Here is a 20349-nt window from a genome sequence, read left to right on the forward strand (position 1 = left end):
CATGTTGACAAAACGTATCATACCTTGTCTGGACATCAAAGATGGCCGTACGGTAAAAGGGGTGAACTTTGAAAATATCCGCGATGCAGGGGATCCGATTGAATTGGGTGCCCTATATGCGCAGCAGGGAGCAGATGAACTGGTATTCCTGGACATCACTGCTACCAACGAGCGTCGTAAGACCTTGTCTGAACTGGTAAGAAGTATTGCCAGACATGTGAATATCCCATTTACAGTAGGCGGTGGAATCTCCTCAGTAGAAGATGTGAGTGTATTGCTGCAGAATGGTGCTGACAAGATTTCTGTAAATACTTCGGCTTTCAGGCGTCCTGAGCTGGTGGATGAGCTGGCAAGGGAGTTCGGCAGTCAGTGCGTGGTGCTGGCGATCGATACCCGTTTTGAAGATGGGGATTGGTATGTGTACCTCAATGGCGGCCGTGTGAAAACAGATGTGAAATGCTATGACTGGGCAAAAGAAGCTGTCAACAGGGGGGCGGGCGAGATATTGCTCACTTCTATGAACAATGACGGCACCAAGCAGGGCTTTGCATTGGACATTACCGGCAAATTGTCCCAGCACCTGAATGTACCGGTGATAGCTTCCGGTGGCGCTGGTACAATGGAGCATTTTACAGAAGTGTTTGAAAATGCGCAGGCTGACGCGGCCCTGGCGGCGAGTATCTTCCATTACAAGGAAATTGAGATCCCTGAATTGAAGACATATTTATATCAAAAGGGTGTAAACATCAGGTTTTAATTTGTTGTGTTGGCCAAAGGCAGAACGATCCCGGTTAAAAACTCACAATAAAACTGCTACTTTTACACTGCTAAAGTAATTAAAGAGCGCACCAAATGTATAACTACAAGCAGATAGACTTTCAAAAATCAGCAGATGGACTCGTACCGGCTATCATACAGGATGCCGCTACACATAAAGTACTGATGCTGGGCTACATGAACCAGGAATCCCTGGATAAAACCCTGCAGGAAGGTAAAGTGACCTTCTTCAGCCGTTCCAAGCAAAGGCTGTGGACAAAAGGAGAGGAGAGTGGTAACTTCCTCACGCTGGTAGACCTGCGGGTAGACTGCGACAATGACACCCTCCTCATTAAGGTAAACCCTGCGGGGGTAGTTTGCCACACCGGTGCAGATACCTGCTGGGATGAAAAGAATGTCTCCAACGATTTCCTGTCCAAACTGGAAAACGTGATCACCGAGCGTAAGAACAACCCTTCTGACAACTCTTATACCTCTAAACTTTTCGCAAAGGGCATCAATAAAATTGCCCAGAAGGTTGGGGAAGAAGCTGTGGAAGTAGTGATTGAGGCGAAAGATGACAGCGAAGAGCTGTTCCTGAACGAATCAGCGGACCTCCTTTTCCATTACCTGGTGCTGCTTAGTGCAAAAGGCTACCAACTGTCTGACGTACTGGGCGTATTACAGCAAAGACATAAGTAACATAAATATTTCATATATTAGGGTGTGAAAAGACTTACTGTTATCTGCGCCGCAGGCGTACTATGCTCATTTTCTATCACTGCACAGCAGGTGTCTGGTTCCCTGAAGGGAGCGGAAGGCAAAAAGCTGTATCTCTACAGTGATGATGACAACAACCCAAAGGATTCTCTTGTTATTAAAGACGATGGCAGGTTTTCCTTTACAACTGATGCGACAAAAGCGCCAGCGGTGAATGCCCTGGTACTGGAGTCTGTGAACAATCCCCTGTTGTTTGTAACAGGCAAGGAGAAGACTTCTTATGTATTGACGGCTGCTGACTTCCCGATTGCTGCTTCCATGAAAGGCAGTGCGGATGACAAGGCGATGCAGGAGTACCAGAAGGCTTTTGCTCCGCTACTGAAACGTGCGGGAGAGCTGAATGCGGAAGCCAGGAGCATTGGTGCAGAGGACGAAGCGGCCAAACAGGCTTTCCGTGACAAAGCTGCTCAATTCAGCGACGAGGTATCTGCTACCGGCAAGAAACTGGTGAAGGACCATCCAAAGGAAATAGCCAGCATCTGGGTGTTGATGAATGAGTTACGTACCCGTTTATCTCCTGAAGAATTTGAAGCATTATATACTTCCCTGGACAAGGATCTGAAAGAAACCAAGTATGGTAAATCAGCTGCCAGGTACCTGCGCGAAGCAAAGGGTGAGACAGAGAATGTGGAAGCCGACGATTTTGAGCAGACCGACGTGAACGGGAACAAAGTAAAACTGTCTTCTTTCAGGGGAAAATATGTATTGGTGGATTTCTGGGCCAGCTGGTGTGGACCCTGCCGCCAGGAGAACCCGAATGTGGTAAAAGCATATAACAGGTTCAAAGACAAGAATTTCACAATTCTCGGTGTGTCGCTGGATAAAGATAAGAGTGCCTGGGTGAATGCCATTCAACACGATAACCTGACCTGGACACAGGTATCAGATCTGAAAGGTTGGGGGAATGAAGCCGCACAGTTGTACAATATCCAGGGGATCCCGGCGAACCTGCTGATAGATCCGAAAGGCCGTATTATAGCACGTAACCTGAGAGGGCCGGCGTTGGAAGCAAAGCTTGCCCAGATACTGAAATAAATAACGATAATATTAGCTAAAGCCCGCTCTGCGGGCTTTTAGTGTTTTTAGGCCGTTTATCACAATCCCTTTGCTTATCCTGATGGTAATCGGCATTTTTGTTTTAAAATCAGAAACTAATGAAATCATTCATACTGGCCGCGGCGCTCCTATCGCCCGTGGTCCTGTTTGCGCAAGACAAGAAAAATGAGCAGCCCTATACCATTGAGGGATCTGTCGCGCAACTACAAAAGCCAGCTAAAGTTTACCTGAGTATCCGCAATGCGCATATGAATAAACTGGATAGCACAGAAGTAAAAGATGGTAAATTTTCCTTTTCAGGTAGCGTAGAAGAGCCGGTGATGGCTAACCTGTTGCTGAAAGTACAGGATCCGTCGGCACCCGAGCTGACCGGCCCGGTAAAAAGGGATGTACTGACCATATTTGTGGAACAAGGCAAAATAAATATCGCTACACAGGATTCAATCCATAACGCAACAGTAACGGGATCAAAAGCAAATGATGACTTTAAGCAGCTGAATAACCTGCTGAAGGATGTGGATAGTGAGATGCAGGATTTGAAACTGCAGTACCGCCAGTTGTATATGGCGAAGGATGAAGAGGGAATGAAGAAACTGGATCCAAAATTTGATGAGCTGGAAGCGAAGCAGAAAACCATCCTGGGTGATTACCTGAAGAAGAATAATGGTTCCCCGATCGCCTTGTTTGTTTTGAACCAGTATGCTGGTTATGAGATCAACCCGACTGAGATTACACCTATCTATAATAAGCTGAGTAAGACACTGCGCAATAGTCCTTCCGGAAAAGAATTAGCAAAAAGACTGGAGTCTGCCCGTAAGACGGCGGTTGGACAGCCAGCAATGGAATTTAGTCAGCCGGATGCTGACGGCAAGCAGGTGAGCCTTGCTTCTTTTAAAGGAAAATATGTACTGGTAGATTTCTGGGCAAGCTGGTGCGGACCCTGCAGAGCGGAAAATCCCAATGTAGTGAAAGCTTACAGCAAGTTTAAGGATAAAGGATTTGATATTCTGGGTGTGAGCCTGGATGATAAGAAGGATAAATGGCTGGCGGCTGTGCAGGCAGATAATTTACCTTGGACGCATGTGAGCGATTTGAAAGGTTGGAAGAACCAGGTGGCCGAGCAATATGGCATACAGGCTATTCCGCAGAATGTGCTGGTAGATCCGAAAGGGGTGATTATCGCCAAGAACCTGCGCGGTGATGCATTGGAAAAGAAACTGGAAGAAGTACTTAAATAGATCCAATAGAAGTAATTACATACGCTCTATTAAAAAAGGTGTTGCCAGCGGTAACACCTTTTTTAATAGAGCGTATTTTTTATTTGGCGGTTTACGAAAGTTTCGTAGATTTACGAAACAATCGTAGTTATGGAGAAATTAACTCAACAGGAAGAGACGGCGATGCTGGCTATCTGGAAAACATCCGGCGGATTTGTAAAGGACTTCCTTGAAGCCCATCCAGCGCCTCAACCACCTTATACTACCCTTGCTTCCACGGTCAAGAACCTGGAAAAGAAGGGGTATCTGCAGAGCCGTAAGATCGGCAACGTATACGAATATCAACCCATCATACCAGAAAACGAGTACAAGCAAAAGTTCATGAGTGGTTTTGTGAAAGACTACTTTGAAAACTCTTATAAGAACCTGGTTACTTTTTTTGCCAAAGAGAAGAAGATCAGCCCGGAAGAACTGAAGGAAATCGTAAAAATGATCGAGAAAAATCAATAGCATATGTTGCTTTTTTTGCTCAAGGCTAATATAGCCCTCACGTTATTCTACCTGGCTTACCGCTTTGGTTTGCGCCGGCTTACATTCTATACACTGAACCGTGCTTTCCTGCTGCTGGCTATCATATGTGCGGCTGTTTGTCCGTTCATTAACCCTGAAATGATCTTTAGGCACAACCGTCCATTTACCGGTGCAGCCATGGGGTATGTTATTCACTTCAATGACCTCCGCCAGCCGGCTACTCCCTGGATCAATGTAGTCCTTATTTATATCTTCTGGACAGGTGTCATCGTCATGGCTATTCGCCTGCTGTTGCAACTCAGCTCTCTCTGGGTATTGCACCGGAAGACCAGCGCAGACAAACTCTTTGATCAGGAAATACGCGTCACAGACCAGTCATTACAACCTTTCTCTTTCCTGAATAATATATATATCAATCCTGGTATGCACAGTCCTGCAGAACTTTCCGCAATCATGCAGCACGAGCAGGTGCATGTGAAACAATGGCATACACTGGATGTGTTGCTGGGTGAAGTGAATAAGATCTTCTATTGGTTCAATCCCGGTGCATGGCTGATCAGCATTGCTATCAGGGAAAACCTGGAGTTCATCACAGACAGGTACATGCTGCGACAGGGAACAGATATTAAAGCTTATCAATACAGTCTTTTAAAAGTAAGTGGGATCCCATATGCGACGGCCATCGCAAACAATTTCAATTTTTCACACTTAAAACAAAGGATTATGATGATGAATAAAAAACGGTCATCAAAATATAATCTGGTGAGGTACTTCGTGTTGGGAAGTATCATGATTATTACACTTGTATCATTGAATTATACCCGCGCCGCCATTACTATTACTGTAAAAAAAGCATTGCGGGCAGATACATCCGTAACGCCGCCATCCGCAGACCCTCTTTACAAAGTAGTGCCTGATGGAAAAGAGACGCCTCCTCCTCCTCCGCCACCGGTTCCGGATGAACCACTGGTAAAAGCAGTGCCTGATGCGAAAGAGATAACACCTCCTCCACCACCAGCAGATCCGAAGGCTCCAAAAGCACCAAAGGCACCTAAGGTGGCAAAGACACCTCCACCACCTCCGCCAGCACCGGCTGTCTTTTCGATCCGGACAGACGATCCAAAGAAAGCTGGAGACGCGAAGCATGTTGGGGCGAAAGTGCCACCACCACCAGCACCCGCGCCACCACCACCTCCTCCGCCAAATCCAGCCGATACGAGCGGTCCTGTGACCCTCCGTGCTTCCTCCTACTCCTTTCGGTATTCAGACACCCCCCCGGTTTATTACGTGAATGATGTTCGCCAGGGCACGACTTTGCCTGATTATCCACCGGATGAAATTGAGAGTGTGTACGTATGGAAGGGAGGTAATGTTCCGGCGCAATATGGACAGGAAGCCAGGAAAAATGGATTGATCATGGTTTATACCAGGGACTATGCAGGATCCAAAGATGCCGGGAAAATAAACGATAAAAACACCCCGGTTACAAAGATAAACGTGTCCAAAGTTGTAGTCGAAACAAAAGACGATAAGAAGGCGGAGCAATAGTGATCTCTATGAAGAAAGTGGTGGGAGAATGAAAATAATATGGCCACCTGAAAATTCGCCAGATATAAAACCTGTTTAAGTCAGTGTTTTCATTAGAAAAGCCTGTATCTTTTTGATACAGGCTTTTTCGTTTATCGCGCAAAGTTGCTTTGTTTATAATTGTTGTTATCTCACACACCTGAAACCAAGATTCTCCAAACCTGATTCCGGTGATGATTTCATTCTTGCTGTCACCCTATATCCTGAACAGTACTGGTTAGTGCACATAAATGAACCACCCCTGATCGTATGTTTTGCCACAGCGGGATCATCCGGGTCATATCCTTTTTCCGGTCCTTTGGGATTATGGGCATGATCAGCATGTTTGTAGTAATTCACATCGTACCAATCAGCTACCCATTCCCATACATTCCCCGCCATATCATACAATCCATACCCGTTAGCCGGATATGATCTCACCGGGGCCAGTCCTTTAAAGCCGTCCACCCCTGTATTCTCGTAGGGAAAGTTGCCGCTCCAGGTATTTGCTTTTGGCTTGCCGGAAGTGATCGGATCGCTCCCCCATGAATAAGGCTGATCATTCAGTCCTCCTCTCGCTGCAAATTCCCATTCTGCTTCGGTGGGCAGGCGTTTACGCGCCCATCTTGCATATGCCTGTGCGTCATCCCATGATACCTGTACAACAGGCAGGTTTTCTTTGCCGGTGATATCACTGTTGGGGCCCTGTGGATGGCGCCAGCTGGCACCTTGTACAAATGACCACCATTGCGATACATCGTCCAGTGGCACGGCGTGATCAGGCGGAGTGAACACCAGTGCGCCGGGCAGGAGTGCGCTGCTATCCGGCTCGGGGGAACCGGGTGGCAATTGTTGCATCAACTCTTCTTTGCTGATCGGTTTTTCGGCTGTGGTGACGTACCCGGTGGCTGCTACAAAGCGGGCAAACTCTGCATTGGTCACTTCATGTTCATCTATCCAAAAGCTATCGACCGTGACGGTATGCCTCGGTTGCTCATCCAGACGGGCATCTGCATCATTGGCACCCATTACAAAAGTGCCGCCGGGTATCAATATCATATGGTTGGCGGTATCCGCCGTGGTGGCCAGCACACTGTCTTTGCCGGGCACCTTCTTTTCACTGCTTTGGCAGGCATAGAGCGAAGCAGCTCCTGCCAGCAGGTAGAGTGGCATATAACGAAACATATTTCACAAGTTCGGGAATTATTTCATAAAATAACCGGCAGCCGGGATCTTATCCGTTGCATTTTTCTTTCATCAATCTGCTGGTAATTGCCGGAGGTAATTGCGGTATTTTTATTTTCTACACGTTTATATATGTAAAAAATTTAACACTAAAATAATCACCTGTCTCCTCAAACTGTTGTAAACTGCGTGAGAATAACATATGGAACAATTTTCAGCACCCTTCCACCGCCACGATTTTGGAGCGAATTTCCTCTGGGGCGTCACTATTTCTGCATTCCAGAATGAAGGCGCACATGATCATGACGGAAAAGGCGCTTCCATCTGGGATGATTTTACCGCCCGCAAGGGTAAGATCAAAGATGGCACCCATGCACAGGTTACCACCGATTTCTATAACAGATACCGGGATGATATCCTACTGTCGAAATCGATGGGGTTTAAGGTCTTCCGTTTTTCCATTGCCTGGCCCCGTATTCTTCCTAACGGTACCGGTGCCGTGAATGCTGCCGGTATAGACTTCTATCATCGCATTATCGATACCTGCCTGGAACTGGATATGATACCTTACGTGACCTTGTATCACTGGGATCTGCCATTGGCATTGGAGCATAAGGGGGGCTGGTGTCACAGAGGGGTTGTCTTTGCCTTTGAAGAGTATGTGCGTATCTGCGTGGAGGCGTATGGAAAGAAGGTAAAAAACTGGATAGTGATGAATGAGCCGTTTGGCTTTACATCACTTGGCTATATGTTGGGGGTACATGCGCCGGGCAAATTTGGTTTATCCTATTTCTTTCCTGCCGTTCACCATGCCTTGCTGGCACAGGCTGCCGGCGCTAAGGTGATCCGTGAAAAAGTGGAAGGTGCGAATATTGGTATTGCACTGTCCTGCTCTTATATCTTACCTTATACACAAAGTGCGGCTGATATACAGGCAGCCCGCAAAGCTGATGCGCTGTTTAACAGGACGTTTCTGGAGCCGATATTGGGTATGGGCTATCCTGTGGCTGATTTTCCCTTACTGGGCAAAATAGAGCGTCGTTATGCCCTCTGGAGGGATCGGGATGCCCTGTCTTTCGATTATGACTTTATTGGCGTACAGAATTATTTCCCGCTGGTGATCCGTCGTAATCCATTTATGCCTGTAGTGGGTGTATCGGAGGTAAAGCCGCGGTTCCGTAAAGTACCGGTAACGGCGCTGGGCTGGGAGATCAGTGGTGAGGGGATGTATGGTATTCTGAAACAGTTTGCTGCTTATCCGAATATCCCGAGACTGATCGTGACGGAGAACGGTGCTGCTTTCAATGATGTATTGACAGCAGGTCGTATTCATGATACGGACAGGGTTAACTATTTTATCACTTACCTGGAAGCGATTCTGAGGGCGAAGCAGGAAGGAGTGCCATTGGATGGTTACTTTGTCTGGACGCTGACGGACAACTTTGAGTGGGCAGAGGGGTATCGTGCCCGTTTTGGATTGGCGCATGTCGATCTTGAGACGCAGGTGCGCACACTGAAGGACTCGGGGTTATGGTTCCGGGATTTTTTACTTGATAAATAGCCGGGAGGCAGTCTTTTGAGGAAGGTTCAATGTAACAATTCCCGAAATGAGGTCTTTGCTGCAACTGCAATAAAAAAGGTCGTTCCTGAAGGAACGACCTCAATAATATTAAACCATCTGTCTTGCGATCAATCGTAAGTTCTGCGAATGAACCAGATATCTCTCAGTGAGAAGTGGAATACCGCATTCATGTAGGTTTCCTTGATCAGCCCACTGTTCATTGTACCACGTTGTCCTGCTTCCAGTCCGATATAGTAACGGATTGCACCGCTCTTACTTGGAATAGAGATACCAGCAGTACCTGATACATCTTTCATTTGCTGACCATACAGCTGCAGGTAAGAGTTGTTATAGGCAAAACCGGCCTGCACTACGATCCCTTCTACCCGCATGTCACCATAAGTACGTCTGAAAGCATATTCCAGACCTGTAGAGTAGCGATCTGCATCTACAAGTTTGTAGTGGGTACCAGTCTGTCCGTACTGGCTCCATTTCTGGCGCTTCCAGTCTGCGAGCCAGGTGAAGGTACCATTGCTCAGGGAAATACCACCTGTATATGCTTCCGGTAAAGTGTATTTTTCATCGGCCAGGTCGTAGGAGAACACGGTTGTTTCACTGCTGTTCTGTATAATCAACTTCTTGTTGAAGTTCATATTGGTCTTGAAGCGATAAGTAGCACCGAGGCCCAGCACCCATTTTGGCCCCAGCTTACCGGCGTATTGTATACCTGTATTGAAGTTCACATTGAAGGCATAGCGTTGCAGCTTGGTGGAGATGGTATCGCCACCTATGTTTTCAAGTGTATTGACAGGTCCGAAAAGGAAATTAGTAGCCACACCAACAGAGAAGTTCTTGTTCAGTCTTACAGAGTTGGTAATGTAACCTTTATTGATACCTCCGTCGCCGGTAGTGGTAGTGGTTTGGGCGGTATTATCCAGGTAGGTAGTGGAAATTAATTTATAGTTCACGGAACTGTAAGGAGTGAACCCTGCACTGATTCCCCAGCGGTTATTCGCTTTAAAACCGATCGCGAGGCGTCTTACAGAGAGATCGCCGGCAGTCTGGTTCAGGCTGCTGCTATTTTTATAGCCTACGATCTGCCCCCTGAGGGACACGTCGAACATAAAGTGCTGTCTTGGGATAGCTGAGTAGGAGGCGGGGTTGAGCTCGTTCAGAAAATAATCTGAGCGGCGGGCAACACCACTGCTACCTACACCAAAGTTTCGTGTATAGTCCCTTTCTTCCAGATCGCCGATGGCGTATGCCGAGTAAAGGGAGTTAATGCCATGCTGTGCCAGTGCCCTTGTTCCCATCAAAAGCATCATTAAGCCGCATAGGCCTGTTGTATATTTTATTCGCTTCATGTAGTCTGTTCTAGCTTGCATTCATTAATTATACAGCAGATAATACACCTTCAACTGCACCGGGTTGATTTCGTTGTATGGACCACCCAGTATCACGCGGTCGAAGTGAGACAGGCCGGTAGCACCTGGTATCATCAGACCCAGGCCTCTGGTTGTATTATCATTGGATGCAATCTGGTTGATCACGTAGTTGGTGATGTCGTAAGTATATTCGGTACCAAGATTATATACGTAGTCGGTGACAAGGTTACCTGTTTGCACCGCGCCTGTGCTTGGATTGGTGACGGAGTCTGTGACAGCGTTACCAGCGTTCAGTCTTACCAGCGTCAGTTTAGACGGCAGTTCAAATGGATATACATAAGTGTTTCTGACAGGTTTCACTGTCAGGGTTGCCCGCATGACCTTATAGAATTTCGCTGTCTGGGAGAACTGCCTCAGGTAAGGGAAGTCTATCCTGGTCACAACATTGGTCAATGGCTGTACATAAGTCAGGTTATTTGCATTCTCTGCCGGCAGCTTGTTAGTGGCCAGGTCGGAATTGGGTGTAAGGCCAGCCAGCGGAGAGCCTGCAGGACGGGTGAAGTCCACATGATTGAACTGGGAAGTGGCGTCATACATTGGAAAGTCGATAGACTTCCATAGTGCGGTCGCACCATCCACGTGATAATATAAGCGGAGAGACAGGGAGTCATCAGCTCTGAGCGGAGTGATCACGTGGCTGTTCGCACCTGGCCTGATACACAGCCCGGGAAAATATTGTGAAAACTGTGTCTGGTTGGTAACCGTAGGCAGTTTATTATATACTTTATTAAAGAGGTCCTGACCGATTGCATCACTGATTTTGATACCATATACGCTATCAATTGTAGGGCGGATATGGGAGATCTGCAGGGAACCAACGGGGGTTGGGTCGGTGGTAAATGACATATTACTATAATAATAGGAGGTACCGGTTGTCTTCTGGATATCCTGGGTCACTTTATATACTTCAAAGTGCTGGGAACCGGTAGTATCACCATAATAATAGGTCTTGGGATGTACCATCAGTACCAGGGAGTCGTAGATCGCGAGATCTTCGAGGTTGGTAGACGTGGTAACTGATTTCAGCTTAAAATAGGTGCTGGAGGAGATGGTGCCGAAGTAGGGATCAGTGGTGGTACCCACGAGGGCAACGCTCTGATCGGAAGTAGGAATGGAGTCAAGGTATACAGTACTCGCATTCATTGTGATAGTATCCGTAACTATGTACTCAGTACCACTCGTTTCAACTTCATTACTGTAATTAAAGCCTTCCTTGTCACAAGCTGCTGCGCCTGCCACTAAAATTGCACAAACCAGGTATTTATAAGCCATTTTGGCACGGATATTTTTATTCATGGAGCGCAATTTTAGACAGACGGCCAACTTCCCGCTTATTTAATATGCCAATTGGCATATTTTATCGACGAATGCTCGATGAAGGTCTCTGTTTTATTGCTGGGGTAGTAGGCAGCAAGGATACGTAAAATTCCTGTTGGTAGATAAAATTGCTGGATTCGTCCGGTAAAATTACCCGAATAGTCTATTTGTCGATTACGCCAAAACAAAGGCTGATAATTTTGGCAGCTATTAAAAAAGTAAAAATTATCTATGCGCTATTTAAATGTATGTTTTCTGGGTTTAGCAGCCGTCCTGATGTTAGCCTCCTGTTCATCGAGCAGTGATAGCACAAAGCTGGGTAACTGGATTAAAAGAGCTGACTATGCTGGTGATGCAAGATATGAAGCTGTGGCTTTCGTAATCGGTGATACAGCGTATGTGGGAACTGGTTTTGGCGGACCAAACAAAGGTGCAAAATTAAGTACTTTCTATAAATATGATGCCAGCAAGGATAACTGGTCTTTAGTGGCTTCACTGCAGGATCCTAACAATCCTTTCAAAAACCTGGGTCGTACCGGTGCTTCTGCATTTGCAGCTGGTGGTAAAGGATATGTTTCAACTGGTTTTGACAGTTCTTTCCTGTCTCTGAACGATACATGGTGCTATGATCCAAATCATAACTCCTGGTCTCAAAAAGCTAATTTCCCTGGCGCTGCCCGTTACTATGCGGTTGGTTTTGCTATTGGAGACAGCGGCTATGTAGGTACAGGTGTAACTGGTTCCAGCGGAACTATCACCAGTGATTTCTTCAGATATGATCCGATCAACGACAAGTGGGATGCGATCACTTCTCTGAAAGATAAAAGAAAGAACGCGGTATCTTTTGTAATTAATGACAGCGCATATGTAGTATCTGGTACCGGTTCTGGTAGCACCAGCGCTTACTATATGTATGTATATGACAGAAGCACTGATACCTGGAGAGAAAAGAGCCAGATCAGAAACGCAACTGACTTCTCTTACGATGATGATTATACTACCATCGCACGTACACAGGCTGCTGCTTTTGTAATTAATAACAAGGGTTATCTGGCTACAGGCACTGTACAGAATACCTGGGAATATGATCCGGTTTCTGACCGTTGGACAGAGAAGACTGCATTTGACGGTACCAGCCGTACCGGTGCGGTAGGTTTCTCCGTAACAGGCAAAGGATTTATTGCAACTGGTCAGAACAGCTCATCTGGCCTGGATGACCTCCGTCAGTTCGATCCAAATGCAGAAAACGATACGAATGACAACTAAGCAATTAGCCCTCGTAGCAGTATTAGCTACAGGAGTTGTTGCTTGTCAGGAGAACAATAGCCATTCCAGCGAAAACAAACTGAAAAGCAGTGATACTATAAACGCTACCGTAAAGTCCGTAGAGGACATTACGGTAGTGCCTTTTCAAAACGAAGGCGGCGGATGGGGCTTCGATATCAAGATCGGTCCTAAAGTCCGCATTCACCAGGAGTTGATTCCGGTGATCTTAGGCCGTAAGCCGTTTGCCACAAAGGAAGACGCGCTGAAGGTAGGAGAGAACCTGGCTCAGAAGATGAGAACACAGCACAATGGTTTCCCTGATCTTACCCGTCAGGAACTGTTGGACATGCATATTGCAGGTGTGGAATAAACACCTTTTAAGAAAACCGGTCTGTCCCGCAGGTCGGTTTTCCTAAAAAACGAGCAAACAGGCGCCCGAGGGCAGTTTTGCTGACATATTGAGATTTGTATTAATACTGGCCGCAGTACTGTATCTGGCCATATGGCTATGCCTATCCCCAAAATTTTAACGATTCTTTTCAGCACACTTAGCAGAATTTACCGGAATTGAGTGTAAGTTTATCGCGCTTTTCGGCACATGATAAATTTAAAACAACTCTATAGGAACAGACTGTTCAATATTGGATTACATATTGCAGTATGGACCTGTTTCCTGTTCTTTCCCTTTTTTATCTATAGGATCAGGATTCAGCATCCATGGTTCTTTGCACGTGAAATTGTGGATAACCTCTTCCTGATAGGGGTGTTCTATCTCAATTTCTATGTGCTCATTCCCCGTTTTTTTACCATCAAGCGGATTGTTTACTACCTGTCTTTTGTAGTACTGGTGCTGGTTTTCGTAATCATGCAGCAGGCGGTATCTGAATATGTATTCTGGAAAGTATATGCCAGGGAGAATGTGGTAATGCACCAGCCGGGGCAGCCGCAGGAGGGCTTTATGCCGCCGCCGATGTATCACTTTTATCAGGACCATGACCGGCCGCCAGGTGGAGTCGATTTCAGGGAAAGATCACCCCTGGCATTTGATGATGGCGTTGTAAACGGAAAGATTCCCACCTTTGTGGATTATATTTTATTTCCTGAAATATTACGTAAAACGGTTTTTGCTGCGTTGCTCATGTTATTTATGAGCGGATTTATCAAGATTGCACAGGCGTGGTTTAAGTCTGAACAGCAGCGTGAAGCCCTTAAACTGGAGAATTTAAACGCTGAACTAAAATTTTTAAAGTCTCAGATTAATCCTCACTTCCTTTTTAACTGTCTAAACACTATCTACTCACTGGCACATAAGCATTCTGCACAGACCGAGCATGCAATTATTAAGCTCTCGACCATTATGCGGTACATGATTTACGAGTCAAATGAGGACAAGGTACAGCTGCAACAGGAACTGCAATATCTGGAAGATTATATTGATATTCAGAGACTTAGGCTGCCTGAAGATATCGTTGTGGATTATGCGGTACAGGGCAATCCGGCAGGATTACGTATTGAACCTATGCTCCTGGTCCCGTTCGTTGAGAATGCCTTTAAGCATGGCATCAGTTATGCTGAACCTTCTTTTATAGCCATTGCGGTGGCTATTGAGCGGAATCAGGTCCAGCTGGTGGTGGAAAATGCGGTATTCAAACAGCGGGTGGCAGAAAAAGGGGGGATAGGGTTACAGAACGTAAAGAAAAGGCTGGACTTACTCTATACTGAAGACCACGAACTAGAAATAACAGAAGCTGAAAACCAATTTATTGTTGATCTTAAAATCGTGTTGAAAAATGATCAGGTGTATAGCGGTGGATGATGAGCCACTGGCATTGGAAATAATAACAGACTTTGCGAAGAAAGTACCCTTTCTTCAGCTGGTGGCTACATTTGAAAATGCTACTGAGGCATTACGCTTTTTACAGGAGGAGCGGGTAGACCTGTTATTCCTGGATATTAAAATGCCTGACATTACGGGTATACAGTTCATGAAGTCGCTGAAGTATCCGCCGATGGTGATATTTACAACTGCATACGGGGAATATGCATTGGAAGGTTTTGACCTGGAGGTGGTGGACTATCTGCTGAAGCCGGTGCCATTTGAGCGATTCCTGCGAGCAGCCACCAAGGCGCTGGAGCTGAAGACGATGTCGCGGCAGAAGAACAATGATAACAGTAACAATCATGTGAATGATTATATCTTCATCAAGACAGAGTATAAGATTATCAAGATCAACCTGGAGGATATTCTCTTCATAGAAGCACTGAAAGATTATACGAAGATCTATACACCTTATCAGCCGGTGCTGACATTACGGAGTTTGAAGTCATTTGAGACCAGGTTGCCTTCGGACAAGTTTATAAGGGTACACCGTTCTTATGTGGTGTCATTGAATAAGATTAACTCAGTGGAGAAAAATACAGTGATGATTGCAAATCAGAGTATTCCGATCAGTGACGGGTATCGGGAGAAATTTTATGATGTGATTAACAGGAACAGCTAAATAAAAGAAAAGGCCGGGGCAATTGCTCCGGCCTTTTATATCTTAAATGATCTCTTTGAGTTTTTCGACTACTGCGTCTACTTCTTCCTTCGTATTGTTCTTACTGAAGGAGAACCTTACAGCGATCATATTGGGATTGCTGCTAATGGCACGGATCACATGAGAACCTGCATCCGCACCGGATGTACAGGCACTCCCACCGGAAGCACAAATACCGTTGATATCCAGGTTGAACAACAGCATTTCGCTCTTCTCTGTTTTAGGGAACGATACGTTCAGCACGGTGTAGAGGCTGCGGCCGTACAGGTCACCGTTAAAGTTTACACCGGGGATCTCATTTTTCAGCCTTTCAGCCATATACATGCGGATACCGTTAATGTATGCTTTATGTTCTTCGTGATGGGTCGTTGCCAGTTCCAATGCTTTGGCAAAGCCTACGATACCATACAGGTTTTCAGTACCTGCTCTCATATTTCTTTCCTGGGAACCACCCTGGATAAATGGGGTGATCTTCACGTTCTCATTGATATACAGGATCCCCACGCCTTTAGGACCATGGAACTTGTGGCCTGCACCGTTGATAAAGTGGACAGGTGTATTCCGCAGGTCAAAAGGATAGTGCCCTACTGTCTGTACGGTATCTGAGTGGAAGATGGCATCAAACTCTTTGCAGAGGTTACCTACCGCATGCATATCCAGCAGGTTGCCGATCTCATTGTTTGCGTGCATGAGGGTGACCAGGCAGCGCTCTTTGGAGGTAGAGAGGAGTTCCCGCAGGTGGTCCATGTCTACGTGTCCGTTAGGCAGCAGCTTTACATAGCTCAGTTTGATGTTGTCCCGTACATGCAGGTGTTCTACAGAGTGAAGGGTAGCATGGTGTTCAATTTCAGAACTGATGATGTGCCGGCAGCCGAGGTTATGGATGGCTGCGTTGATTGCGGTATTGCTGGATTCCGTACCGCCTGAAGTAAAGAAAATCTCTCCCGGATGAGCATTCAGTATTTTGGCTACCGACTTGCGTGCATTCTCGATGGCGAGGCGTGACTCCCGGCCATAGGAATAGATGGAAGATGGATTTCCAAACTTTTCCGTCATGAAGGGCAGCATCACGTCCAGCACATCCTGGTCAAGCGGCGTGGTAGCTGCGTTGTCAAAATAAATTCTTTTCAAGGTGGTTAGGTGGTTTTTGATCTGATAAAACGCCGTTGGCGGGTACAAATGTCCAACTTTTTTTATTAAAACAGCGTCGATTTCTTTGAGCGGCAAGGACAAAAAAAACGCTTTTACCCGGGGGCAAAAGCGTTTTTTTAAAGCGGCTGGCAATTGCCTGCATTGCTATTATCAATGCATGAATTCCCTGATATCCTGCATAATTCTCTTCGCGATATTATCAGCGGTTGTTTCATTCTGGCTTTCAGAATAGATCCTGATAATTGGCTCGGTGTTAGACGTTCTCAGGTGTACCCAGTCTTTATCGAATTCGATCTTCAGACCGTCTTCGGTATTTACCGGCTGGTTTTTGTACTTACCTTTGATTTTTTCAAAGATGGTTTTCACATCTACACCTTTATCCAGTTCGATCTTGTTCTTGGAAATGAAATAATCAGGATAGCTGTTTCTGATGGCCTTCAGGTTTTTCTTTGTATGTGCCAGGTGGCTCAGGAACAAACCTATACCGATCAGTGCATCGCGGCCGTAGTGCAGATCCGGAACGATGATACCACCGTTGCCTTCGCCACCGATCACGGCGTTCACTTCTTTCATTTTTCTTACCACGTTCACTTCACCTACAGCAGACGGGTGATATTCACTACCTGCTTTCAGGGTTACATCTTTCAGTGCCTGAGTAGAAGACAGGTTGGAAACGGTATTTCCTTTCCTGTGTTTCAGGATATAGTCAGCAACTGCTACCAGGGTATATTCTTCACCGAACATGCTACCATCTTCGCAAACAAAGCAAAGACGATCCACATCAGGATCTACGGCGATACCCAGATCAGCCTGTGACTTGTTTACTTCGTTGCTCAGTGCAGTCAGGTTTTCCGGCAGGGGCTCCGGGTTGTGACTGAACCGGCCATTCACTTCACCAAACAGTACAGTTACATCTTCCACGCCCAGGGCTTTCAGCAAAGCCGGGATGAAGGTCGCGCCTGTAGAGTTTACCGCATCCACCACTACTTTAAAGTTGCGTGCTTTGATAGCCGCAACGTCTACGAGCGGGTAATTCAGGACCAGATCTATATGTTTCTGCATATAAGTATCGTTCCTTTCATAGCTACCCAGCTTGTTGACATCAGCAAAGGTAAAGTCTTCGCGGGCTGCAAGGTCCAGTACTACTGCGCCATCTTCGCCGGAAATGAATTCGCCTTCGCTGTTCAGCAGCTTCAGGGCGTTCCATTCCTTTGGGTTATGGCTGGCAGTCAAAATGATACCTCCGGCAGCATTTTCCTGTTTTACCGCAATTTCTACCGTCGGGGTAGTGGAAAGGTCGAGGTCTACCACGTCCAGTCCCAAACCATTCAGGGTGGCAACAACCAGTTGCTTGACCATTTCGCCGGAGATACGTCCGTCACGGCCAATAACTACCTTCTTGTTGTCAGATTGTTGTGTAAGCCAGGTTCCGAATGCTGCTGTAAATTTTACCACATCGAGAGGTGAAAGCCCTTCGCCAGGTTTTCCTCCGATGGTTCCGCGAATACCAGAAATCGATTTGATCAGTGCCACGAATTTCAATTTTATTAGAGAAGGGCAAAGATAAAGTTCCAATTCTCAAATGACAAATTCCATATTTCCAACTGTTTGCGTATATAGAAGCAATTTTTGTAAAGTGTACAAAAATTGTATTTAGCCGGTGGCTTAATTCTAACTTTTTGCTACTATATAATATGTATATAAGGTAAAATTCCATCAATTTGACCCTTTTTGCCATACTCAGCAGGATAGGATATCTATCTGATTGGTTTTTACCTTTTAATGGGATTTTAAACCTAACATTTAATCATCACATTCGGAATTTGGTATATTTGCCCCCTGTTTAAATTATTGTTAAGAATTTAAGCATTCCTAAGTACTAACATTAGCACCACATTACAATGAAATCATTTTGGAAGAATATACCCAAGTATATTCGGTATGTGATTGTTCAGGCCATATTCCTTTACCTATTCACCCTGTTGTTTCGGCTGATTTTTTATGTTTTCTTCTTTAAATCGACCGTTCAGGATAGTGGAATTATTGCGAAAGCCTGGAACATAGGTCTACGTTTCGATCTGCGCCTCACCTTGTACGTCATGGCTCCTTTGCTGATCATAGCCCTGATCTGGAGAAATGCCTTTTTTACCAGGAAATGGATACGCAGAGTCACCTTTATATATCTCTTTATCAGCTATTTTGTGCTGTTGTGGGTATACATTTTCGACCTCGGGCACTATGCTTACCTGGGGCAGCGAATAGACCCATCCGTCATGCGCTTCCTCTCCGACGGGGATAACGCCACTATGGTGTGGGAAACCTATCCACTGGTAAGGGTTGTGCTTGCCGTAGGTCTTTTTATGTGGCTGGTAAGTCTTCAGTACAGGAGAATGTATCGTCGTCTTGCCGGCGAGGCGCCGGTTTACCTGAAAGCAGGCCGTTATATTACCTGGACCATAAGTATGGTGTTGCTTTTTGCAGCGGGTTGCTATGGCAATGTAGCTTACTTCCCCCTCCGCTGGAGCCAGGCAATGTTTTGCCGCGACAATGGTATCATCAGCCTGGGGTTAAACCCGATCTTATACTATGTTTCGAACATGAACGGTCAGGATGATACATTTGATGAGAAGAAGACGAGGGAATATTATCCTACCATCGCGGCTTACCTGGGAATAGATAAACCGGATGCGGAAAACCTGAATTTCGTAAGGGAAATACCAGGATCGGACGAAAAGAAGAAAATGAATGTAGTGCTGGTCATGCTGGAATCTACGGGGGCCTGTGTAACCAGTATGTATGGTAATCCTATGCAGGCTACTCCCAATATGAAAGCATTAGCTGACAGTGGCATCCTTTTCAATCATTTTTATGTACCGGCTATCAGCACTGCCCGTACTGTATACGGAGTGACCACCGGTGTGCCGGATATCACTATTATCCAGACGGCCAGCCGTCATCCCCAGATGGTAGACCAGCGGGTGGTGATGGACCAGTTCAAGGGATATGAAAAGTATTATCTGCTGGGAGGGAATACAAACTGGGCGAATATCCGCGCGGTATTCACCAATAATGTAGAAGGCGTGAAGGTGTATGAAGAGGGCATGTACAGTGCACCAAAGGCAGATGTGTGGGGTATTTCGGACTATGACCTGGTGAATGAAGCCAATAAACTGTTCAAGGATGCCAACGACAGGAAACAACCTTTTATCGCTTTTTTACAACTGGCTGATAATCATCCTCCTTATACCACTACCTCTGGCGATGGCGGGTACAAAAAGCTGACCGAGAAGGATATCGACATGAAAAAGTTCCGGGAAGCCGGTTTTGTGTCGATGGATCAGTTCAACGCGCTTCGCTATGAAGATTACAACGTGGGGCACCTGATAGACCAGGCACGGAAGAGTGGTTACCTGGACAATACCATCTTTATCATGTTTGGTGACCACAACTGCAGCCTGAATCCCTATCATTTCATGCCGATACCGGAGTATGAACTGGGCAGTGGTGGCGTGCATGCTACCTGTTTTATTTATGCCCCGGGAACAGTGAAGCCGGGGGTGATCAATTACCCGGTGAGCCTGGTAGATGTATACCCTACCATGGCAAAAATGGTCGGTATGCAGGTAAAGAACTATACGATGGGCAGGGATATGCTGGATTCTACCATTGCTAACAGGTATACGCTGAGTGTATATGCGAAAAACCTGATGACGCATATGGCAATAATCGGGGATCAGTACCAGTATGAGATCAATATGAAGACAGGAGCTCCGGCGCTGTATGACCTGAAGTCGAAAGATCCGTTGAAGAACGTGGTAAAAGAGCTGCCGGATACGGCAAAAGGGCTGGATAAGCTGGCAAAGGCGATGTATGAGAGTACACGTTACATGCTGTTTAATAACAAGAAGCACAGCGCTAAATAGAATAACAACGCATAGTTTAATATCCCGTTGGGTTTGTTACCGCAAACTCCAACG

The 20349-nt window shown here is 46.1% G+C and carries 17 protein-coding genes; 12 read left to right on the top strand and 5 right to left on the bottom strand.

Going from position 1 to position 20349, the window contains the following annotated elements; genetic code table 11:
- Window position 1: 1 nt before the first annotated feature.
- From hisF to ABDW33_RS11370, 6 genes are all read left to right on the top strand, one after another.
- On the top strand, window positions 2–757 hold the full coding sequence (gene hisF / locus ABDW33_RS11345) for an imidazole glycerol phosphate synthase subunit HisF (protein ID WP_343690182.1): 756 nt from the start codon (window positions 2–4) through the stop codon (window positions 755–757).
- Window positions 758–852: 95 nt separating this feature from the next.
- The gene (gene hisIE, locus ABDW33_RS11350; RefSeq protein ID WP_343690183.1) at window positions 853–1458 is read left to right on the top strand and encodes a bifunctional phosphoribosyl-AMP cyclohydrolase/phosphoribosyl-ATP diphosphatase HisIE; all 606 of its coding nucleotides are present in this window, start codon (window positions 853–855) and stop codon (window positions 1456–1458) included.
- A 24-nt stretch (window positions 1459–1482) separates the two neighbouring features.
- Window positions 1483–2571, top strand: coding sequence for a TlpA disulfide reductase family protein (locus ABDW33_RS11355; RefSeq protein ID WP_343690184.1), 1089 nt, complete (start codon window positions 1483–1485; stop codon window positions 2569–2571).
- Between the two features lie 119 nt (window positions 2572–2690).
- Window positions 2691–3830 carry a TlpA disulfide reductase family protein gene (locus ABDW33_RS11360; protein ID WP_343690185.1) on the top strand — a complete coding sequence of 380 codons (1140 nt, stop codon included), beginning with the start codon at window positions 2691–2693 and terminating at the stop codon, window positions 3828–3830.
- A gap of 129 nt (window positions 3831–3959) precedes the next feature.
- Window positions 3960–4319 (top strand): BlaI/MecI/CopY family transcriptional regulator, encoded by a 360-nt coding sequence (locus tag ABDW33_RS11365; protein WP_343669648.1) that lies wholly within the window; start codon window positions 3960–3962, stop codon window positions 4317–4319.
- Window positions 4320–4322: 3 nt separating this feature from the next.
- On the top strand, window positions 4323–5888 hold the full coding sequence (locus ABDW33_RS11370; protein WP_343690186.1) for a M56 family metallopeptidase: 1566 nt from the start codon (window positions 4323–4325) through the stop codon (window positions 5886–5888).
- Window positions 5889–6053: 165 nt separating this feature from the next.
- Here the strand turns inward: ABDW33_RS11370 and ABDW33_RS11375 are convergent, their stop codons facing one another.
- Complete coding sequence (locus ABDW33_RS11375) at window positions 6054–7091, bottom strand: formylglycine-generating enzyme family protein (RefSeq protein ID WP_343690187.1); 1038 nt, start codon at window positions 7089–7091, stop codon at window positions 6054–6056.
- Window positions 7092–7293: 202 nt separating this feature from the next.
- Between ABDW33_RS11375 and ABDW33_RS11380 the strand changes: the two genes are divergently transcribed.
- Window positions 7294–8652, top strand: a complete 1359-nt coding sequence (locus ABDW33_RS11380; protein WP_343690188.1) for a GH1 family beta-glucosidase — start codon at window positions 7294–7296, stop codon at window positions 8650–8652.
- A 128-nt stretch (window positions 8653–8780) separates the two neighbouring features.
- Here the strand turns inward: ABDW33_RS11380 and ABDW33_RS11385 are convergent, their stop codons facing one another.
- Both ABDW33_RS11385 and ABDW33_RS11390 read right to left on the bottom strand, forming a co-directional pair.
- A complete protein-coding gene (locus tag ABDW33_RS11385; protein ID WP_343690189.1) occupies window positions 8781–10016 on the bottom strand; it encodes a hypothetical protein in 1236 nt (411 codons plus the stop codon).
- 24 nt (window positions 10017–10040) lie between these two features.
- Window positions 10041–11393: a DUF4270 family protein gene (locus ABDW33_RS11390; protein WP_343690190.1), complete on the bottom strand. Its 1353-nt coding sequence runs from the start codon at window positions 11391–11393 to the stop codon at window positions 10041–10043.
- Between the two features lie 252 nt (window positions 11394–11645).
- Between ABDW33_RS11390 and ABDW33_RS11395 the strand changes: the two genes are divergently transcribed.
- The 4 genes from ABDW33_RS11395 (at window position 11646) to ABDW33_RS11410 (ending at window position 15181) form a co-directional block, all read left to right on the top strand.
- Entirely contained in the window at window positions 11646–12680 is a 1035-nt protein-coding gene (locus ABDW33_RS11395; RefSeq protein WP_343690191.1) for a kelch repeat-containing protein, read from the top strand.
- Entirely contained in the window at window positions 12670–13050 is a 381-nt protein-coding gene (locus ABDW33_RS11400) for a DUF4907 domain-containing protein (RefSeq protein ID WP_343690192.1), read from the top strand. The genes ABDW33_RS11395 and ABDW33_RS11400 overlap by 11 nt, the downstream gene beginning before the upstream one ends.
- Before the next feature lie 228 nt (window positions 13051–13278).
- Window positions 13279–14496 (top strand): histidine kinase, encoded by a 1218-nt coding sequence (locus ABDW33_RS11405; RefSeq protein ID WP_343690193.1) that lies wholly within the window; start codon window positions 13279–13281, stop codon window positions 14494–14496.
- The gene (locus ABDW33_RS11410; protein WP_343690194.1) at window positions 14471–15181 is read left to right on the top strand and encodes a LytTR family DNA-binding domain-containing protein; all 711 of its coding nucleotides are present in this window, start codon (window positions 14471–14473) and stop codon (window positions 15179–15181) included. The genes ABDW33_RS11405 and ABDW33_RS11410 overlap by 26 nt, the downstream gene beginning before the upstream one ends.
- Before the next feature lie 42 nt (window positions 15182–15223).
- Here the strand turns inward: ABDW33_RS11410 and ABDW33_RS11415 are convergent, their stop codons facing one another.
- Both ABDW33_RS11415 and glmM read right to left on the bottom strand, forming a co-directional pair.
- A complete protein-coding gene (locus tag ABDW33_RS11415) occupies window positions 15224–16351 on the bottom strand; it encodes a cysteine desulfurase family protein (protein ID WP_343690195.1) in 1128 nt (375 codons plus the stop codon).
- A 171-nt stretch (window positions 16352–16522) separates the two neighbouring features.
- Window positions 16523–17905 carry a phosphoglucosamine mutase gene (gene glmM / locus ABDW33_RS11420; protein ID WP_343690196.1) on the bottom strand — a complete coding sequence of 461 codons (1383 nt, stop codon included), beginning with the start codon at window positions 17903–17905 and terminating at the stop codon, window positions 16523–16525.
- A gap of 368 nt (window positions 17906–18273) precedes the next feature.
- Between glmM and ABDW33_RS11425 the strand changes: the two genes are divergently transcribed.
- A complete protein-coding gene (locus ABDW33_RS11425; protein WP_343690197.1) occupies window positions 18274–20295 on the top strand; it encodes a sulfatase-like hydrolase/transferase in 2022 nt (673 codons plus the stop codon).
- Window positions 20296–20349 lie beyond the last annotated feature (54 nt).

The organism is Chitinophaga sp. (genome assembly GCF_039596155.1).
Classification (GTDB): domain Bacteria; phylum Bacteroidota; class Bacteroidia; order Chitinophagales; family Chitinophagaceae; genus Chitinophaga.

What these genes read in the sequence shown, in the direction of transcription:
- hisF (WP_343690182.1), top strand. Translation starts at nt 2, where the DNA reads ATGTTGACAAAACGTATCATACCTTGTCTGGACATCAAAGATGGCCGT.
- hisIE (WP_343690183.1), top strand. Translation starts at nt 853, where the DNA reads ATGTATAACTACAAGCAGATAGACTTTCAAAAATCAGCAGATGGACTC.
- ABDW33_RS11360 (WP_343690185.1), top strand. Translation starts at nt 2,691, where the DNA reads ATGAAATCATTCATACTGGCCGCGGCGCTCCTATCGCCCGTGGTCCTG.
- ABDW33_RS11365 (WP_343669648.1), top strand. Translation starts at nt 3,960, where the DNA reads ATGGAGAAATTAACTCAACAGGAAGAGACGGCGATGCTGGCTATCTGG.
- ABDW33_RS11370 (WP_343690186.1), top strand. Translation starts at nt 4,323, where the DNA reads ATGTTGCTTTTTTTGCTCAAGGCTAATATAGCCCTCACGTTATTCTAC.
- ABDW33_RS11375 (WP_343690187.1), bottom strand. Translation starts at nt 7,091, where the DNA reads ATGTTTCGTTATATGCCACTCTACCTGCTGGCAGGAGCTGCTTCGCTC.
- ABDW33_RS11380 (WP_343690188.1), top strand. Translation starts at nt 7,294, where the DNA reads ATGGAACAATTTTCAGCACCCTTCCACCGCCACGATTTTGGAGCGAAT.
- ABDW33_RS11385 (WP_343690189.1), bottom strand. Translation starts at nt 10,016, where the DNA reads ATGAAGCGAATAAAATATACAACAGGCCTATGCGGCTTAATGATGCTT.
- ABDW33_RS11390 (WP_343690190.1), bottom strand. Translation starts at nt 11,393, where the DNA reads ATGAATAAAAATATCCGTGCCAAAATGGCTTATAAATACCTGGTTTGT.
- ABDW33_RS11395 (WP_343690191.1), top strand. Translation starts at nt 11,646, where the DNA reads ATGCGCTATTTAAATGTATGTTTTCTGGGTTTAGCAGCCGTCCTGATG.
- ABDW33_RS11400 (WP_343690192.1), top strand. Translation starts at nt 12,670, where the DNA reads ATGACAACTAAGCAATTAGCCCTCGTAGCAGTATTAGCTACAGGAGTT.
- ABDW33_RS11405 (WP_343690193.1), top strand. Translation starts at nt 13,279, where the DNA reads ATGATAAATTTAAAACAACTCTATAGGAACAGACTGTTCAATATTGGA.
- ABDW33_RS11410 (WP_343690194.1), top strand. Translation starts at nt 14,471, where the DNA reads ATGATCAGGTGTATAGCGGTGGATGATGAGCCACTGGCATTGGAAATA.
- ABDW33_RS11425 (WP_343690197.1), top strand. Translation starts at nt 18,274, where the DNA reads ATGAAATCATTTTGGAAGAATATACCCAAGTATATTCGGTATGTGATT.